Below are 19,088 nucleotides of genomic sequence, written 5' to 3'. Positions count from 1 at the left end.
AATTTATGAACCAGGTACTTTGACCTCCCTGATACTCACAAAAATAAGCATAGTTTCCATTTATTGCACAAAAGCAACATAAAAAGCAACAATTAATAACAATAAATAATTAAAGAGGTAGGCTGCTGACTTATTAAAACTTAAAAAGATAAAACAAAAAACCGCCATACTTATGGGAAGTATGACGGCACGTCAAAGAATTATTGATTAGTATTAAGTATGTATCATTGATAGTATTATTATTAATCCTATAAGCAGGAGTATCGATAGCATGATTATTATAATTCCTAATATTGCATCTTTAGTGTCTTCTTTCTTTAAGGATGATTCATAAATTATTTTTAGATCATTCCATCTCTTTAAAACCTTATCAGAGGTATTTGGAACTTCATCGTGAATGTTTCTCAAAGTATCATTTAAGAAACATCGTGAATACATTGATTTACTTTTGTTAATTTGCGAGTTCATAATAAATTACATTGTTAAGTGTGATTAAAGCGGCCGAAGTTTTGCCGACGACGGCCGCTACTTTATACTCCAATCCTATCAACCCCTTGGGTCAACGATACAAATGTATAAATTATTTATCATTTGTAAAATTAAATGTAAAATAAAGTTTTCAAAAGTTGCCAATTTCAGGTGCCAATTTAAAACGGTATTCCGTCATCCTCATCTAGATATACATTGAATTGTTCCCAATTCCCAGTAAATATGTGAGTACGTACAGTTTCATGTGCAATACGTTTTACCATACTTTGTTCAAAATTAATATCGTACCGTTCGCAAAACTCCTTGACGGCCGACATTAACTTCTTCTTACCGAGTTTATAACGCTCCTTCAATTCGCTAATATGATTATCATATTGCACCTGAAAATCTGAGGCTTTTACATAATCCGATTTAACCCAATTTTGGATGTTGTCGCGAATGAAATCATAGTTATCCTCCCCATACATGGTGATGAACTTCTTGATCCATCCGGTTTCCGATAGATCAACACTCTCAATCTTACCATTAGCGGCGAGATTATGTTGAATGCAATGCAGGATCATATCATCAAAGCCCTTCCAATCTTCTTGCGTCCAATCTCCCTTTGAACCTGGGGCAGGGAATAACTTTCCATGCACAGTGTCCACGCCGCCATTAATTGTGTAATAGTCCGTAAATTCTACAATGCGTATACGGCGTTTTAATCCCCCATCGACATCTGCAAATGAATAATTGGTATTGAGCAAGAGCTTCGGTGTTTCCTGCATATTGATCGATATCTCACGATCGTACTTTTTATTTATTAGCGGGTTCTCAATAGCATTCTTTAGAAACGTCCAGTCGATGACCTTCGGCAGATCGGGAACGAAGTATAGCCGGTTGCCCGGCTTCCATACTGCAAAAAACTTATCATCCCACTTTACCATAGCTCCAGACGCGGTAGACATACCTATAACATTAGCCAGCAGGCCCGCAAAAATGTTCTTTCCTGATCCTCCACCCTCTTTGGGATCGAGAACACGTTCAGTCATCACAACCATGTAGAGTCGGGCCGCGGAGTTGTAGTCGTGACATAGCCATCCGATTATATTTTTAACATTCGTATCGATCGTGCCTGTTACCGATGTCGAATTGATAAGGTATTGCTCGTATAGCTTGCTAGCTTGCCGATCTATGTGATATTCACGATCTAACATCTTATGCGACCAAACATATCCAGATAGTTCTTCGTAGGGATTTACACGGATACGGGAGGCAGTGATTTCAACAAAGCAATTTGCATAAAACTTGTAGCAAGCATCCGCGGAATCCGTAAGCACATCCTCGTCATCAAATGCTGCAAGACGTTTCGATGTTATAAAGCTTCCGTAAGTTTTTAGGAAACGCTCATACACATTCTTTATTTCAATGGCGACATCTTCGTTATCCTCTTTGATGTAATCCTTTATCGTATCGAAGAAATAAACATCGTCAACAGTTGTAACGAACTTTCCATTGACCTGCACGATGGCCCCATTGAATGATCTGAAACCAATCTCGACAGCCACAGTGAGCAGATTTTCAAGGTTGATAACGAAATCCCCCTGCTTGTTGTACTCCCAAAACGTGCCATGCGGATAATCCTCACTGTACTTTTTAGCAAGTTGGATGTGATCTGCCTTTGCCTCCTCACTAAAGTTGGATGGAATGCCGGTGCCTTTGATTGCCGCCTTTTTAATTACCGCTTGTTCAATTTGCCTCTTAACTTTACCGTAACCGCTTTTTACTAAGTCGTGGTAAGCCTCTTTCTTATTTCCTCCGTGACGAAGCTCGGCCAGAATACTGGCAGGGTTGTACCCGCGCGTCGGCTCAAGCTCAGTCGAACTGGTGAATATGTAAAATACTCGCTTACTACGATTAAATGAAGCGGAAACTCCCTTATCTTTGCCGGGGCGCGTGAACCAAAAGAACCTATCCGAAAAATGCTTGGTGCGCTTCCATCCAAATTCCTCGATGAGTTGAACTGGATCGCAGTTCTCGTTAAAATCTTCAAACGGGTTGGTCGTGTACCAATCATCTTCCTTTTTGGTTGGTTTAGGAGTCGGTTCAATTTTTACCAAACGGTTGTATGAGCGGCATAGGTTAATTATACCGCAGCGCTCCTCCCAAGTTAATTGAGGTATAGGCACATCCTGAATGACAGAATAGCCCATAGATGGAGGATAAAGAAAATACCCACCTTCGCCGCGTGTCTCTAGGAAATTTACCTGAGTAGATAAGCGCTTCCTGCCCTTCTTGCGCTGCGCTTGCAGCTCCGCTTCTGTAGCTTCACGTCCGGCTAACTTTTGGTTCCCTTCAACAGCCCCATCCTCAATTCGGTAAATGATATGCCTTCCTCCGGAAGGTGTCGCATGAATGCGAAGTATTGGGTATAGATCAGGGTATAATTTTTCTATATCCTTCAGCACTAGTGCTTCGATACCTGGCTCGTACTTACTATCTATATCAATAAGCTCAAGTCTGCCGGAAACTTCTCCAGTTACAACAGCAACAGCGGTAGTACCATAGGTTTGCATAGCCTGCCATAAAGCACCCTCATCCATCCTTTCGGTTTGGTATTGCTTCCAAGCGCTTATGCAAGGAGTCTTTGCAGGCCTTTCCCCTTCATCTTTATCGCGAACAGGGATCAATGAACACCCGTCGTCGATAAGCTGTTTTATTTGTGGCCACAAAGTAGCCATCCTTATTTGCTCTTGCATTTAACGTAATTGTATGTCAGTAAATTCAATTGGCATTGATCCAATCATTCTAGATTGAATATCAACCCAAGTAGACTTGTATCCCATAGCAGCTCCGAATGCGGAAAGAAAGCCCTTGTGCATTTGCTCTTTAGCTTTAGCCACACGTGTCGCAAAAACCTGCTTCTTTTTCATCTTTGCATAAATAGCAAGTTCATTCGGAGTGAGTTCGCTGATCTTTCTGCCAACTAGAGAGGTATAGTGACTGGTAACTTCCACCAATTCTCCTTGCTCTAGTTCCTTTTCAGTCAATGGCCGTTCATTTCCACAATATTGACATATACGCTGGGTTGTAGAAATTATAGACTCACATTGAGGACAAAGTGCGACAGGGGCTACACCCTCACCTTTCTTTGATTTTTTGGTTACTTCCCACATATTTCCCCAATCACGATCCTCAAAGTAAAGTCCATGTCGCTCCCAGTTACCTCCGTAATCCAAAACTCGGAAGTTTGTTTTAATTGGTGTACCATCAGCTGACCATACCGGTCTACTTCCGCGTCCTATCATTTGCAGATATAGAGGTAAAGAAGTTGTTGCACGGTTGAGAATAACCAAATCGACAGATGGAGCATCAAAACCCTTTGTTAAACTAGCTACCGACACACATATATTTGCTATCCCCAATTCAGTGAATTTGGCCAACTCATAGGAAGCATTCTCAAGTTGGGAGTGGTACTCTACAGATGCAAACCCCTCCGCAAGTAGTCGCTCATTCATTTCACGCGCATGTTTGATGGACGAAACGAAAATCATGCACTTCTTGAATGTCGCTGATCGAAGATCTTCAAAAATCCCATCATACACAGCCGAAGTGGAAAAGGCTGCGGTTTGGGATTGTTCAGTGAATTCACCATTACGCATCTCAAGGATATCGGTATCAGCTTTAGTGCGTGCAAGATGTTGATATGAGCAAAGAAAACCTTGTTGGATTAGTTCGTCTACCTGGCAACATACAACACAAGTATTATATAGCTCTGTGAGATGTTTAGCAACTCTACCATCGGGAGTGGCGGTAAAACCAAGGATATACGGATTACTTACCTCGATCAAACGACGGATAATATTCGAAGGTGTCCCAATATGGGCTTCATCGACAATAATAAGTGGTGGAAATTCCAATTTCGCAAGTTGCTCCAGTATCAGTGGGCGCCGCGTGAGTGTTTGGGCCATTGCAATATATAGTTGCCCGGCTTTGATATGAACATGCTTTTTACCGTTGGCTATCTCAATCCCTCCTGCTTCACCAATAATCTGATCAAAGATTTTAGTTGTCTCACTGATGATAACGACGGCTCGGCCATTCGAAATTGACTTGTAAGCAACGTCAATAAACATTTTGGTCTTTCCGGATCCTGTCGGTGCGCAAGCAATGACCCGCCGGTGATCCCTCAGGGCAACAGCTAAGTTTTTTACAAATTCAGATTGATATGGTCTTAATGTTGGTAGCATAACTTTCATGACCCTACCTCCTTTCTTTGGTATAATCGAATTGCTAAATATAGACGCCAATACATCATATTTCTTTCGATTCCTCTTAGATCTTCAATGAAGAAGCATGCCTGTTTTGCCTCAGATATTACATTAACATCTTGATTGGTGATTGACCAGATTCTTAATCTGACTTCAGTTGAATCTGGAACTTGATGTTTTGAAGTAAATTTGACGTATGCATTGCAATGGTTACACACCTGTTTAATGTGTGGACCAGAGAATACATATTTAGCCTCGTCTTCCACACCACAGTGGGGACACTCGTAAGGTTTCAATAAGTTCATAATAAATTTTGTTAAGTACTTCAGATTGAAGGTTTGCCGTCCTATTAAACAATCACAAAGTTTCTAAAGTTATCAATAAGGAAACATTTAAGCAATAAAAAAAGGGAGAAATAGATCTCCCTTTAATCAAAAATTAAAATGGTAGATCGTCGTTTTCATCTATTGTTGTCGCAGGAGATGAATTCCCTCCACCGTGCGACCAATCTTTTAGATTACCAAGAATTGGTTGATTTGAATTAAGCCATTCTGTATTACTTTTATTTGCATTATAAATTTCCGTTGGGAGTGACTTTGCAATAAAACCATTTTGTCCGTACTGATCTGCTTCTTCTCGGATAACGACTCGTACATCCATATAAACAGCTTCATCTTTCAAAGTAAGATGGTTTCCATCAATCGGAAGCAGTACGCATTTAACCATTTCACCTGCTTTATTTTTCTTGTCTACGATAACTGCCTGAGTTAATTTTGTTAGGGCTATTGAGCCAGTAAGTGTTTTGTTTGACATATTTTTTGTTTTTAATATTATAACGCTAAGATTGATACAACAGTTTCCTACGCCGCCTTTTTCTTGGTAGCGCGAGCCACCGCTTTATACTTCGGTTTATACATAATATCAGCATGCTCCACCATTTCACCAGTTGCTTTGGCTTGCTTCTCAGCGAATGCACGCATTTGATCAAGTTTGACATTACCTAAACCTTCAGCCGTGACTCCGGCATTATTCAGATAGTAATCAATGATCACACGCCATCCATCGACAGACGCAACGGAAACGGTATATGACTCAATTGCTTTCGGTGCTTCCACTTGGCGATTAGCCTGGGCAACCATCACAGTGACAGATGCAGCTTGCTTTGCCTTTGCGGAATCCGCATCGGCTTTTTGCTGGGCCGCTAGTTGAGCCGCAGCAGCATCCTCTTGCTGTTTCTTTGCTAGTGCCCCAGCAGCTTTACTTTCGGCAACACCGACTTCCAATTCCGCTAAACGGGTAGGAATAAGTGAAAGAAGATATTCAGCATATTTAGTCACCTCGGCACTGAAATGATTAGCGCACGCCGTGAACTTATCCGCAGTACGCACTTCGTTGATCAACTCCTGATCACCTATTAGGGTGATGGTTTCCCAAGCATCTTCTGTAAGTGTTCCGCCAATAAAGCCTGAAATAGCCGCCTCCGCTTCTCCAATTGTTTCAATTGTTGCGCCTGAATACACAGTAAGCATTGTTTGCTTTACGGTAGAGAGATAGGCCGCATATCCACTCCGCAATTGGGTTTCCAATGCAGCGATATCATCAATTCGCTTTTGTTTTTTGGCTAGCTCTGCCTGCTCCCTTTGCTTCGCTGCAGCAGCTTCTTGCGCGTGTATTCTTGCGGATGTATTGCGTAGGCGCTGAATTGGATCATACAGTTCCTTACTGAGAGCGTTCTCCACAGCAGTAAAAGCTTTGATGAAAGCATGTGCCTTTTCCGTAAACGGTTTGCGCTGCTCCTCGACGTGCTTAACAGCTTTCTTTGCCGAAACTTGCCAGTTCATCAACTCGTCATCCAATTCCTTGGGAAGTTTATCGCCGTTGGCAGCGGCTTTGGCAAGTAAAGCGATTTGCTTCGCACGGTACTTATCTAAGAAACCCTGCGCAGCTGTATAAACAGCGCCTGCATTTTGCAGGTCTGTTTGAGTAAACGGCATGATAGCCATTGTTTGTTGCGTTGTTGTACTCATAACTAGAATGGTAATGGTTCAGCAGTCGGTTCATTAATCACAGGTTCGGTGGGTTTCGCGGCGGCGGAAGGCTTAACAGCCGCAGGCCTAACGATCGGCTCCATATTCGGTTCAGCATGCCCGAACTTGCGCCCCACATATTCGCTAATCCCTTCTTTACGGATCACTCCTGATAATCCCTGTCCACGGTCTGCTATTGAGAATACCCCGCCAATGGTAGTGTACGTTTTACTCTCCGCCTTACTAGCATACCGGATATCAGCAAGCGTCATAACAGCATCAACCTCGGAGGTAGTTATATCGCCTGTCCAATCCTTGAAGTTATAAGTAGGCGTTTCACCTCTCCATTCTTTAGGCGACCAGTTGCACGCGGCATCCAGTGGTAGATCCGGAAAGTTTTCTTCCCATAATTGGCGTTCCGCCTCAAGCTGCAGTCCATTGGTTCGGTAGAAACCATGACGGCCGGATTTGAAATTGATGATAGCGCTGATGGTTTTATCCACTTTGATTTCTTTGGGTTGGCCTTTTCTCGGACCCGACTTGTAAACCTCGGTATCTGAGTAGCCATCTACTTGAATAGTCATGTTGCAAACTAAGTCGATCAACGTGCCATAGCCACGCTCGCTTAGCAGGACGTATTCAATACCTAATGGTACGATTTGGTAATCCAAATAGAACTGAATGAATGCAGATAGGTCGTTGCGTAATTTTTCAGGCCATTCTTTCGTGTCCGGTTGGTAGTAGCTGTTTTCGGCTAGGTAATCATCGACCACCGTTTCAACAGCATCAAAGTCGTATTGCCCATTGATCAGAAACTTGCCTATTTCCAAGTGCATCAATGTGCCGTAATGCTGGCTTAGCTCTAGCAGTCTGCCAGCTTCTTTCAACCCGTGCTTAACGTACCACTCCAACAATGGCTGTTCCATAGGTGCGCAAGCATTGATCGCAGTGGTGAGACTGGTGTATAGCCGTAGCGGACTCTCGACCGGCACTCCATCCTCATTTAACCGGATGTATGATCGGCCTTGGCCGAAGTTAACGCGGCCTACTTTATATGATGGTAGTCTCAACGCGGTATCGTTGAACCACTCTGTATTGATATTTTCGAATGTAATTGACATGGGGTATTAGATTTGGGTTGCGGATTTGATTAGTTCTTCAATCTTGTAGGCTTCAACAATGTTACCGCATTGCGCTAGCGATAGTACATGATTTAGCATTTCCAGCATCTCAGGCGCTTTACTTATTAGTAGTGCGTTTGCCTTATTTTCATCTGATAAATGGCTTGGATTTAATTTTTCATCGAAAAGCATTGCCATAACGCTTAAGTCGGAGCCCAACACAGATGTCTTAACATCATAAAAATGAGTGTTGTCTACAGCCACCCACGGCCCTGGTGTTCCTTTAAATTCCATTACTTCACCTCCTCCGCTTCTACATCCTCAACTGCTACAGCTACACCACTTCCCGAACCCAACTGCAACAAACTTCCGCTGGTGATCATGTTGGTGGTTAATCGGTTCAATTCACCGCCCGATTCAACATAGGCACGTACCTGCTCGATAGTTTCTTCTGTGAAATTTGGGATAAGCTTAACTATTGGATAGTTCTTTGCCATACCGGGAGTGTACGACTGCACCTTCTCCACCACAAGCGAGAACGGGAAACCAATTATGCTTCCACTACGCTCCATCACCATATCAAATGCTTTCACAATACTAGGGATCGTTGTCTCTTTGGCCTTCGTTTGAAATGTCCAGTATCCAAGAACACCTTTCATTTTCAGCAATACAAAACGTAAAGTCAGCGTCCGTGCAAAATGCTTACGAATTGCCTTGACTTTTGGATCGTCAGGAAGCAACCCACTTTCATATGCCCCTTTACCGTCCTTCCCTCCCAAAGGATTCCAAACAGTAAAGGTCGAACCGTCTCCCCATCCAAGGCGCTTGCCTTTATCCCATGCCTCGAATTGCTCATTACACACCTCACTAAGATTATTACTAACAAAAGCAATGTGCAATTCGGTGGGCTTATCACCCACAAGCGAGGCGAAATGAGTTGCGAACTTTCCGGTAGCCCGGAAATAGTCTAATGATGTAGGCAAACCACGTTCGGTTTTCATACCTACCTTAATTCTTCCGATTTCGGGCAACGTACTACCTTGTACAGTTCCCGTTGAAATTCGTCCTTTCATAATAAATATTTGTTAAGTGTAGCCTTTAGGCTGTTTTACAATATTCAGTTGGTTAGTTTGCCGTCATCCCCAACTGAACTTTAATTTCATGCACATCTTCTAATGCGATATGTACTTCGTTAAGCAGATCTTTTACCTGACTTAGCAATTTTTTCTTTAGCTCTGGACTCATTATCCTTTTCAATTTGATAACTTAATAAGTCGTCAGCTTCTGCCAACGCTTCAATTTCACCCCTGTTGATTCTCATTTTACTGCTGGTCCCAACTTCATCCTGACTGATAGACAAATGCCCATCTGAAATCCATTTATCTACCTTTCCTCTTCCATACATTTTATAAGCTTCAGCTTTACTTATATATGGTTTAAGACCTCCTGTCATAGTCAACATTTCGGTAGCGGTCAATTTTGCCATTGACCGCAGAACCTTTGCTATTGTAGATTGATTCTCAACAAGTGTTACATCGCTACCTTGTGTTGCTAGTAAACTAATCATTGTTTTTGCCTCCTTCCTTTCTGACATCATCTTCCTTCCGCCATACTTTATACTTTCCTTGATGTGTCGGATCCCTTTTTACTGTAAATCTCTTATTACTTCGTGCCTTCGCTGAGTGAAAATGCTTGCTTGCGATGTATCTTACAGATTTTACAACCCTTTGGTCCACAGGTTCACTTTCACCTATTTCCATTCGATCCATTTTTTCACGCCATGATTGAGGCCAAGTAGGCTTAGTTATAGCTTCCATACTATTCTTAATTTTGAATGATTGATAAATTTCTTTTGCATTTTGAACACACTTTATTTACTTTTGTTAAACTTTGACAATACAAATGTAATATTGATATTTATCATTTGCAAATATTATTTATCATTTGTACAATATTTTTTGCTAAAACACACTTGAAAGATGAAAAATCAAGGATTGTACATTAAATCAATCCTAAAAGAACGCGGAATAACAATTGAAGAATTGGCTAATTATTTAGGTATGACGCGTGTAACTTTAGGAAATAGATTAAAACATGAGGTGTACCCAAGCACCGATGAAAAAGTTAGAATCATCGAGTTTTTAAAGATGACTCCTTCTGAGATAAATTCACTCAATGCGATGGGTGGAAATGCCTTTGATTTAGGATCAATAGAAGAAGATCAAGTAAGCGAACTTGTTGAGATCTCACCAGGCAGATTCCGGATGAAAGTAGAATTAGTTCCTATGTATGCTCAAGCAGGTTATTTAACAGACTATACAGATACACATTTTTTAGAAGAATTACCAGTACACTATTTTACTACAGATAGGCCTGCAAAAGGAAACTACCGTGCTTTTGAAACATATGGAGACAGTATGGATAATGGAGATATAAAAGAAGCTATACCAAGCGGAATTATTGTAGTTGGCAGAGAACTCGATCGTAAGTATTGGACTAGTAAACTTCATAGTCACAAGTGGCCCAACTGGATCTTTGTTCACAATACAGAAGGTATTGTTGTTAAGCAGATAGCGGATCAAAATCTAGAGACAGGAGATTTAACTCTAACAAGCTTAAATCCGGATAAAAGGAAATACCCTGATTTCACAATCAATCTTGATGATGTTAAACAAATCTATAATGTTATAAAGAGAGAGTTGGATTATTAGAATCAAGAAATAACACATAAAATTACAATACATATGGCAACAAAAGGACAAAAAATAAAGACCTTCCGAATGATAAAAGGCATTACTCAAGAGCAGTTAGCTGAAAAATTTAATGGCAATAAATCTACAGTTTCAAGAATTGAGAATGACACAATGGAACCTAATGCTCAAGTTCTTGCAGCTCTTGCTTCCTTTGGAATGAATATTGACGATTTATTACAAGCTGAGAATGGTTACGTAAAAGAAAAAGCTCTGCAAATGAGAGTTACAGAGCTTGAATTAAAATTAATGCAAATAGAAAGTAAGCTTGAAGGACTCGTTAAGTTTATCGAAGAAAAACTTTAAAACTTTTGATTGAACTTCATCCACAATACTCCAATCCTTTGCCAAATATCCATCTGTCATGGCCATGCCATTAACAACATGATTGAGAGCATCAGCAATGTCATCTTTAGTACATCTACAATCATTTCGAGCGACTGTTGCAAATGAATGTCTAGCCGAATAAAAAGTTAGCATAAATCCTAACTTTTCCCCAATCTGCTTCAAACCAATATTTAGAGCTTTAGTAAAGTTTCTAGCATCACTATATCGCTTGGCGATTGTACCTCTATATTCTTTAAAATAAGCTGCGGCCACGTCTGGAACCGCAATACTTATAAACGCGCTATCATCTCGCTTTCCTTGAGTTTTACTTCGGTTATAACCTAGCCTTCCGGATATTGGAGTCATATCGCTTTTGTAAATATCCACTGCATTTATACCGCACAAGAAGAAAGAGAGGAAAAACATATCTTTTGCGAGTCGCTCCCTTCTTCCCACAGGTTGATAAGTATATAGCTTTATCAAAAGATCAACTTCGGCATTTCGCTTTTTCTTATTCCGTGTTGGTTTCAACTTGTATTTAACGAAGGGGTTATTTCGGATGATTATCTCTCCTATATCTTCATCATTGTATTTGAATTTACATGCATTAAACAGTATACGCAAATTGGCCATGTGCTTGAAGACCCCAGCATCAGTCATTCCAGAACTTACAATTTTCACTTTTTTCCCATGCTGGTTGGTACGCACAAGGGTCCTATCATTACGTAGATATGTTTCATATGCGATAAGGATCTTTGAAGTGAGCATTGCCGGATTTAGCATACCTTTGAAGTAATCGGTTAAAGAGTTAACTACGGATCGCAATGGCACTGCTGAGGAAGATCGACCATCCTTGACCAATTCTTCTATATGATCATTACAAAAAGCTAAGAAGTCAATATCTTCTGCGGCTTGAACCGGCTCTTCCTTTTTTAAAATGTACTCTTTAATTCTTTGTGCAGAATAGCTCTTTGAAATTTCTTGGGTGAGGTAATCTCGAAATTTATTAAGTATGGGAGATATGTACTTATCGACATACGCAGGCTTTAACTTGCCTCGCGCGTCAATGTTCCTCCTGTCTGTGTATAGATCCGTAGCAATGTAAACCGACTGTCCATGTTGCCCGATTCTAATTTTAACATTAACAGTTTTATTGCTTTTTATATGATGGTCAAGAATGACAGCTGATAGTGTAGCCATGCTGTAAAGTATTTGTAAAGTTTATTCTAATTGTTTTAACAGTAAAAGTTGTCAAAGCTAACACTGTAAATAGAATGAATTCTTCACAAAACCTATCAAAAAACGCACGTTATACATAAAAAAGGCCGATTTTTCAATCAGCCTTGTAGTAGCGGGGAGCAGGATCGAACTGCCGACCTCAGGGTTATGAATCCTGCGCTCTAACCATCTGAGCTACCCCGCCGTTTTTGAGTATGCAAATATAGCAATATCAACTTACATTCAAAGTAATTTTAGCTTTAATTTCTGCTTTTTTTCATCATTACACACATCCATCTGCACAAATCCCTAAAAATGAAAAAAATACACAGAAAAAATATTTCAAAAATTTATTTTAATAAAATTCTTATTCTATTTTTTTAAACAAAATAAATCTGTATACTTACAAAAAGAGAGTGATCTGTTGCATTTAAAAGCAGGATTAAAGGCCTTCTTGGCAAACAAGAATGGCACGGTTTTTAACAGTAGACAGGCAAAAATAAAAACAACTAACTAGTGCAAAATATCGTATGGAAGAAAAAGTAAAATTTCAACGCGAATATATCATCAACTCGTCTCCGCGTATTCTTTTCCCTTTTTTGGAAGAGGCAAATGCGCTGGCACAATGGTTTGCTGACGAAGTTCACTTCCGTGACAACACCTATGAATTTATATGGGATAATGAAAGCCACAAAGCTAAACTCATCGCTTCAAAAGAAAACAAAAGTGTAAAGTTCAAATGGTTAGATGATGAACCCTATTTTTTCGAAATGGAAATCAATCAGGATGAGCTGACAAATGATGTCGCATTATCAATTATTGATTTTGCTAAAGAAGATAATCTGGAGGACCGGAAAAAAATCTGGGACAATCAGATAGAATATCTCCAAAGTGTTATTGGAGCATAAAAAATCTTTATCTTTGTAGCATAATAATATATTATGCTACAATTTATTCTAAATTAATAGTGATAGGTTGTACAGGGAGCTGACGAATGAAAAAAATTCACTTATTAATTCTTCAATCTTTCATTAAGCCGTTTATCGTCACATTTTGTATTGTGATGTTCGTGCTGTTGATGCTTTTCCTTTTCAAATACATTGATGATTTGATTGGAAAAGGATTTGAATGGTACGTCATCCTGCAACTCATTGGCTACCAGTGCGCCGTGCAAATGCAGATGGCCCTCCCCCTCTCCATGTTATTATCCTCGATCATGACATTTGGTAATCTGGGCGAAAGTTATGAACTCGTAGCGATCAAAGCTGCCGGAGTATCTCTTCGCAAAGCCATGACTCCCCTGTTTATTCTCGTTGCCTTGTTCAGTGCAGGTTCTTTTTTATTTTCTGATTATATATTACCTGTAGTAAATCTGAAGATGGGATCGCTATTATATGATGTCCGAAATAAGAAAGCCGATTTCCTTATCAAACCCGGAATATTTAACAACACCATTCCCGGATATGCCATCCGCGCAAAGAGTAAAAGTAAAGACGGTACCGTATTAAATGAACTGATGATCTATGATCATACATCCGGTAGCTCGTCCAACAATGTATTGCTAGCCAAAGAAGGATTTGTACAAAACTCTCCGGACAACAGCTACATGGTTCTGAGATTAAAAGATGGTATCCGGTACGAAGAGTCAAAAGGAAAGAACAGTAAATCATATGACCCACGGAAGCAATTTGTACGTTTTCATTTTAAAGAGACCGAACAAAAATTTGATATGGGCGATTTTCAGATGAAACGAACAGATGAAAACCTGTTCAAATCGCATCATGCCATGTTGAATCTTCGTCAGCTCAAGATGTATACAGATTCTAATCACCGTCAGATGGACAGTGTAGGCCGTATGGCTGAACATGATATCCGAAATTATTATAATTATTACTCCAATTACTTCCGGTCTCCGGGGACGAAAGTTATACCTGCAAAAGTAAAACCTTTCAAGAATCTGCTCGAAGATGTAGTTCCTGCTACAGAACGCAGGCAGATTGTAGGTTCAGCCATGACGCAATCCCGTTACATTACAGAGACCTTAGGCAATAAAACACTGGAGTACAAGGCATTCCGGGATAAAGATATCCGTTACAGATTGGAATTCCATCGTAAATTTACATTAGCAGTCTCCTGTTTACTCCTTTTCGGTATAGGAGCACCGCTGGGCGCTATTATCCGTAAAGGAGGATTGGGACTTCCGGTAGTAATGGCAATTATCTTCTTCCTGATCTATCATATCATATCTACGGTATCCGAAAAAGCAGCAAAAGATGCGAGCTTAGCACCGATGACAGGGATGTGGATGGCTATTATTGTCCTTACTCCGTTGGCTATATTTTTGACCTATAAATCTACTACAGACTCTTCTCTATTCGATGTTGAGCAGTATAAACTCAAGGCACAATCCATATGGAAATGGATCAGAAGCAGGTTTATTAAAGATAAAAACATACCCCAGCAGGGTACTTCAGTATAATTATGACAGGTTCATTATAAATACTTGTATAAACAACTCTAACTTTGTAAAAACATATTTTCTTAAATTAAAATGGAAATAAAGCTTAATTCGATTGAAGAAGCAATCGCCGATATACAAGCCGGTAAAGTAATTATTGTAGTCGATGATGAAGATCGTGAAAATGAAGGCGATTTTGTTACTGCAGCGCGCAATGCGACTCCGGAAATTATCAATTTTATGGCTACTCATGGCCGTGGATTAGTATGTGCTCCTTTAACAAAAGAACGTTGTGATGAATTGGGTCTTGACCTTATGGTAGGACAGAACACAGCTGTGTATGAGACAAATTTTACTGTATCAGTAGACTTACAGGGATACGGTTGTACAACTGGTATTTCTGCTTCAGATCGCTCTAAGACTATCAAAGCTCTGATCGATCCGAATATCCGTCCTGAAGAACTGGGACGTCCCGGGCATATTTTCCCGCTTATTGCAAAAGATGGTGGTGTACTTCGCCGTACAGGCCACACAGAAGCAACTGTAGATCTGGCTCGTCTTGCCGGATTTGAACCTGCAGGTGTATTGGTTGAAATATTAAAAGAAGACGGTGAAATGGCCCGTCTACCTGAACTGATTGAAGTAGCGAAACGTTTTGACCTTAAGATCATCAGTATTGAAGATCTGATTGAATACCGTTTGAAACACGATTCATTGATTAATGAAGAAGTAACGGTGAATATGCCTACGGAATATGGTGATTTTCAACTGAAAGCTTATACACAAAAAGATACCGGTGCACAGCATCTGGCCTTGTACAAAGGAGAGTGGAAAGAAGATGAGCCTATTTTAGTACGTGTACACAGCTCATGTATGACAGGTGACATTTTCGGATCATGCCGTTGTGACTGTGGTCCTCAGCTTCACAAAGCCATGGAAATGATCCAGCAGGAAGGTAAAGGTGTCATCGTATACATGAATCAGGAAGGAAGAGGAATCGGTCTTATCAATAAATTACATGCTTACAAACTGCAGGAAGGTGGTGTAGATACGGTAGACGCCAATCTTCAGCTTGGTTTTAAAGCAGATCTGAGAGACTATGGTGTAGGTGCTCAGATTCTCCGTAATCTTGGAGTAACTAAAATGCGTCTGATGTCTAACAATCCGACAAAACGTGCCGGACTGGTAGGATATGGTCTGGAAATCATTGAAAATGTGCCGATCGAGATTCAGGCAAATCAATATAACGAAGAATATCTGAAAACAAAACGTGATCGTATGGGACATACCATCATGAAAAATTTATAAGATCAGTATAAAAAAAGTGAGGGCTCATNNATGAGCCCTCACTTTTTTTATACGTATTCTTTTTTGTAGGCCTTATAAAACACTATGGGCAGGACAGCGAAGGATAGAATCAGACAGATAATCAATCCCCCGACAATCATAATAGCCAAAGGCTTCTGAATCTCAGACCCCATGCCACTGGAAAGAGCTGCTGGCAGTAATCCCATAGAACCCATCAGCGCAATCATGACCACCGGACGGATCCGGCTTTTTACACCTTCATAGATCGCATCTTTCAGCTTCATCTTATGTTTCAGATTCTCTTTCATCACACCTATGAGCACAATACCGTCTATAGTAGCCACTCCGAAGAGGATAATAAACCCGATTCCGGCAGAGATACCAAAGATAGTTCCCGTTATCCAGAGCGACAGAAATCCACCGATAAAAGCAAATGGCAGCGTTATAGCAGATATCACTGTATCTTTAACATTTCCAAAGTTGGCATACAGCAGGATCAGGATCAGCACCAACGAGACAGGCACCACCATCATCAACTGTTTGGATGCACGCTCTTTACTTTCAAACTCCCCGGCCCAGACAAGTTTATTCTCTTTCGGAAGTTTTACGTCCTGTTTCACTTTTGTCTTAGCTTCCTGAATAGTACTTCCCAGATCACGACCTTCAATATTGAAGCCGACACCGATATATCTGGAATTCCCTTCCCGGTAAATAAAAGCAGGACCAGTGTGGTAGTCAATCGTTGCAATCTCCCGAAGCGGAACTTTCTGGTCGTTCATCGTGGGAATCAGGATATTACCGATCTTTTCAGGATTATCCCGATAGTCCTTTTGAAAACGTACCATTACATCAAACATCCTTTCATTCTCATAGAAAGTAGTTGCTGATTGTCCACCTATGGTCATCTCAATAACCGATTGTACATCATTAGTAGACACGCCGTATTTCGCCATTTTGGAATCATGAAGCTGTATCCTCAATTCAGGCAGTCCGATATTTTTAAATACATTAATATCTGTAATACCGTGTACTGATTTGATAGAATTAGCGACTTCAAAGGCCTTCTTTTCCAGGTCATAGAGATCATCACCAAAAATCTTTATAACCAACGGACTTTTTACCCCTGCCACATATTCTTCCACATTATCCTGAATAGGCTGACTGAATCCAAAGGTAATTCCGGGATATTGCTGAAGTTTTTCCCGCATCTGGGTGATCAGTTCATCCTTAGAAATCTTTTGCTTCCATTTCTCTTTAGGCTTCAGTTCAATATTAAATTCAATATTAAAAAAACCCGTAGGATCTGTTCCGTCGTTTGGCCTTCCTGTCTGCGTCATAATGAAGTCGATCTCATCAAAGTCTGTTCTCAGCATTTCCTTCATTTCCTTCGTCAATTTGACAGATTCATCGAGATTGACACTATTGGGCAGTGTAGCCCGTACATAAATAGCACCTTCATTCAGCTTGGGCAAAAATTCCGAACCATAAAAATGGAAACGTACCGCACATCCAATCAAAATAAATACAAAAATTCCGATTGTCCATTTCTTATGCTTAAAGGTGAACTGAAAAAAGTTAAATACATACTTTCTGAAAAATCTGGAAATTGCGTTTTCTTTTTCACTGATATTTTTATTGAGCAGGTATTTACACATGGCCGGTACATACGTCAGACTGAGGATCAAAGATCCCAGCAATGCATACCCAAGCGTAAATGCCAGTGGCGAAAACATCTTACCTTCCACTTTCTGAAAAGAAAATATGGGTAATAAGGCTACAATCAGAATCAATAATGCGAAAAAGATATAACTCGCTACTGAACCTGCGCTTTTCTTAATAATCCCCAGTTTTGAAATTTTGTTGAACCGTGCAGCCCCGAGATGATGTGCCTCCCGCTCCAGAGCAACAAATACAGTTTCCACAATGACCAGGGTACCTTCCAGTAACAGCCCAAAATCCAGAGAGCCCATAGAAATCAGATTGGCAGGAAGTCCCTGAATCCGCAACATAATAATGGCAAAAAGGAAGGCCAGTGGAATAACTGAGGCGACAATAAAAGTTGTTTTCCAATTGTATAAAAAGATAAATACAATAAAAGACACCAGCAATATACCCTCTACCAGATTTTTAGAAACCGTGTGTACAGTATTATCTACCAGTTTTGTCCGGTCTACAATGGGGACGATCTGTACATTCTTTGGCAATATCCGGGTATTCAGATCTTCAATCTTGGCTTTCAGCCTTACGATGACATCTGAAGGATTCTCTCCACGCAACATTACCACAATTCCTTCCACAAGATCGTCTTCCTCATTATAGCCGACCTGTCCTAATCTTGGTTTAGCAGAGATAGATACTTCTGCTACATGTCTGATCAGAATAGGTGTAGACCCATTGACCTTGATCAGAATATTTTTAATATCATCTACTTTATCCAGCAACCCAACACCGCGGACGACATATGCTTGATTACCCTGCTGGATAACATCACCGCCGACATTGATATTTGACCGGGAAACAGCTTCGTATACGTCCAGTGGAGACAGATTGTAATTAGCCAGTTCAGTAGGGTTGATCTTTATCTCGTAGATCTTCTCTTCTCCTCCGAAACTGACAACGTCAGCGACTCCCGGCACAGAGACTAATTCACGTTCTATAGTCCAGTCCTGAATAGCGGAAACTTCTTTAATAGGCAGATCACTCTTGATGACATAACGGAAGATCTCTCCCGTCGCTCCATAGGGCGGTTCGATCTCACTCTTTGCACCCGCTGGAAGTTCTACACCGTTCATTCTGTTGGCCACATACTGCTGTGCATAGAAATCATCTACCTCGTCATCAAACTGTACCGTTACAACGGAAAGACCAAAAAGCGAAATAGAGCGTACCTGCGATTTTTTAGGAATGGTATTCATTTCCTTGGCGATCGGCAGCGTAACAAATTTCTCTATTTCTTCCGCACTACGTCCCGACCACTGCGTAATAATACGTGCTCTGGTATTGGTAACATCCGGAAAGGCTTCAATAGGTGTATGGAGATAGGCATATACTCCGGAACACAACAGAACGACAGTGGCAAAAATAACAATAAGGGAATGCCTTAATGAAAAGGCTACTATATGTTGAACAAATTTCTTCAT

At 40.5% G+C, this 19,088-nt stretch carries 16 protein-coding genes and 1 tRNA gene; 5 read left to right on the top strand and 12 right to left on the bottom strand.

The annotated features are described in order from the left end of the window. Positions 1-647: 647 nt before the first annotated feature. The 9 genes from B4B65_RS07150 to B4B65_RS07110 all read right to left on the bottom strand — a co-directional run bounded on the left by B4B65_RS07150 (position 648) and on the right by B4B65_RS07110 (position 9,704). Positions 648-3,227 carry a bifunctional DNA primase/polymerase gene (locus B4B65_RS07150; RefSeq protein WP_293914631.1) on the bottom strand — a complete coding sequence of 860 codons (2,580 nt, stop codon included), beginning with the start codon at positions 3,225-3,227 and terminating at the stop codon, positions 648-650. After that, positions 3,228-4,727 carry a DEAD/DEAH box helicase gene (locus tag B4B65_RS07145; RefSeq protein WP_293914629.1) on the bottom strand — a complete coding sequence of 500 codons (1,500 nt, stop codon included), beginning with the start codon at positions 4,725-4,727 and terminating at the stop codon, positions 3,228-3,230. Between the two features lie 450 nt (positions 4,728-5,177). Further along, positions 5,178-5,552, bottom strand: coding sequence for a hypothetical protein (locus B4B65_RS07140; protein WP_293914627.1), 375 nt, complete (start codon positions 5,550-5,552; stop codon positions 5,178-5,180). 47 nt (positions 5,553-5,599) lie between these two features. Beyond that, positions 5,600-6,766: a hypothetical protein gene (locus tag B4B65_RS07135; protein ID WP_293914625.1), complete on the bottom strand. Its 1,167-nt coding sequence runs from the start codon at positions 6,764-6,766 to the stop codon at positions 5,600-5,602. A gap of 2 nt (positions 6,767-6,768) precedes the next feature. Next, a complete protein-coding gene (locus tag B4B65_RS07130) occupies positions 6,769-7,692 on the bottom strand; it encodes a hypothetical protein (RefSeq protein ID WP_293914623.1) in 924 nt (307 codons plus the stop codon). A gap of 201 nt (positions 7,693-7,893) precedes the next feature. Then, positions 7,894-8,181, bottom strand: coding sequence for a hypothetical protein (locus B4B65_RS07125; RefSeq protein ID WP_293914621.1), 288 nt, complete (start codon positions 8,179-8,181; stop codon positions 7,894-7,896). Further along, positions 8,181-8,960, bottom strand: a complete 780-nt coding sequence (locus tag B4B65_RS07120) for a hypothetical protein (protein ID WP_201680360.1) — start codon at positions 8,958-8,960, stop codon at positions 8,181-8,183. Before B4B65_RS07120 ends, B4B65_RS07125 begins: the two co-directional genes overlap by 1 nt. Positions 8,961-9,079: 119 nt before the next feature. Then, on the bottom strand, positions 9,080-9,454 hold the full coding sequence (locus B4B65_RS07115) for a hypothetical protein (RefSeq protein ID WP_293914618.1): 375 nt from the start codon (positions 9,452-9,454) through the stop codon (positions 9,080-9,082). Continuing rightward, positions 9,447-9,704, bottom strand: a complete 258-nt coding sequence (locus B4B65_RS07110) for a hypothetical protein (RefSeq protein WP_293914616.1) — start codon at positions 9,702-9,704, stop codon at positions 9,447-9,449. The genes B4B65_RS07115 and B4B65_RS07110 overlap by 8 nt, the downstream gene beginning before the upstream one ends. A gap of 162 nt (positions 9,705-9,866) precedes the next feature. Here B4B65_RS07110 and B4B65_RS07105 point away from each other — a divergent pair, with 162 nt between their 5' ends. Together B4B65_RS07105 and B4B65_RS07100 are read left to right on the top strand one after the other, a co-directional pair. Further along, complete coding sequence (locus tag B4B65_RS07105; protein ID WP_002992922.1) at positions 9,867-10,598, top strand: LexA family transcriptional regulator; 732 nt, start codon at positions 9,867-9,869, stop codon at positions 10,596-10,598. 33 nt (positions 10,599-10,631) lie between these two features. After that, a complete protein-coding gene (locus B4B65_RS07100) occupies positions 10,632-10,943 on the top strand; it encodes a helix-turn-helix domain-containing protein (protein ID WP_201680364.1) in 312 nt (103 codons plus the stop codon). On the opposite strand, the gene B4B65_RS07095 is transcribed toward B4B65_RS07100, so the two are convergent. After that, entirely contained in the window at positions 10,884-12,164 is a 1,281-nt protein-coding gene (locus B4B65_RS07095; protein WP_293914613.1) for a phage integrase SAM-like domain-containing protein, read from the bottom strand. The genes B4B65_RS07100 and B4B65_RS07095 overlap by 60 nt on opposite strands. 149 nt (positions 12,165-12,313) lie before the next feature. Next, positions 12,314-12,387, bottom strand: a tRNA-Met gene (locus B4B65_RS07090). A gap of 325 nt (positions 12,388-12,712) precedes the next feature. Here B4B65_RS07090 and B4B65_RS07085 point away from each other — a divergent pair. The 3 genes from B4B65_RS07085 to B4B65_RS07075 all read left to right on the top strand — a co-directional run bounded on the left by B4B65_RS07085 (position 12,713) and on the right by B4B65_RS07075 (position 15,948). Continuing rightward, a complete protein-coding gene (locus B4B65_RS07085) occupies positions 12,713-13,090 on the top strand; it encodes an START-like domain-containing protein (protein ID WP_201680367.1) in 378 nt (125 codons plus the stop codon). 86 nt (positions 13,091-13,176) lie between these two features. Further along, the gene (locus tag B4B65_RS07080) at positions 13,177-14,661 is read left to right on the top strand and encodes an LptF/LptG family permease (protein WP_293914612.1); all 1,485 of its coding nucleotides are present in this window, start codon (positions 13,177-13,179) and stop codon (positions 14,659-14,661) included. Between the two features lie 72 nt (positions 14,662-14,733). Next, positions 14,734-15,948, top strand: a complete 1,215-nt coding sequence (locus B4B65_RS07075; protein WP_003011860.1) for a bifunctional 3,4-dihydroxy-2-butanone-4-phosphate synthase/GTP cyclohydrolase II — start codon at positions 14,734-14,736, stop codon at positions 15,946-15,948. Between the two features lie 47 nt (positions 15,949-15,995). Here B4B65_RS07075 and B4B65_RS07070 read toward each other — a convergent pair whose 3' ends face one another. Further along, the gene (locus B4B65_RS07070) at positions 15,996-19,088 is read right to left on the bottom strand and encodes an efflux RND transporter permease subunit (protein ID WP_293914608.1); all 3,093 of its coding nucleotides are present in this window, start codon (positions 19,086-19,088) and stop codon (positions 15,996-15,998) included.

It is taken from the genome of Sphingobacterium sp. UBA5789 (assembly GCF_002418355.1).
Lineage (GTDB): Bacteria > Bacteroidota > Bacteroidia > Sphingobacteriales > Sphingobacteriaceae > Sphingobacterium.
This window is presented reverse-complemented; position numbering and strand designations above follow the sequence as displayed.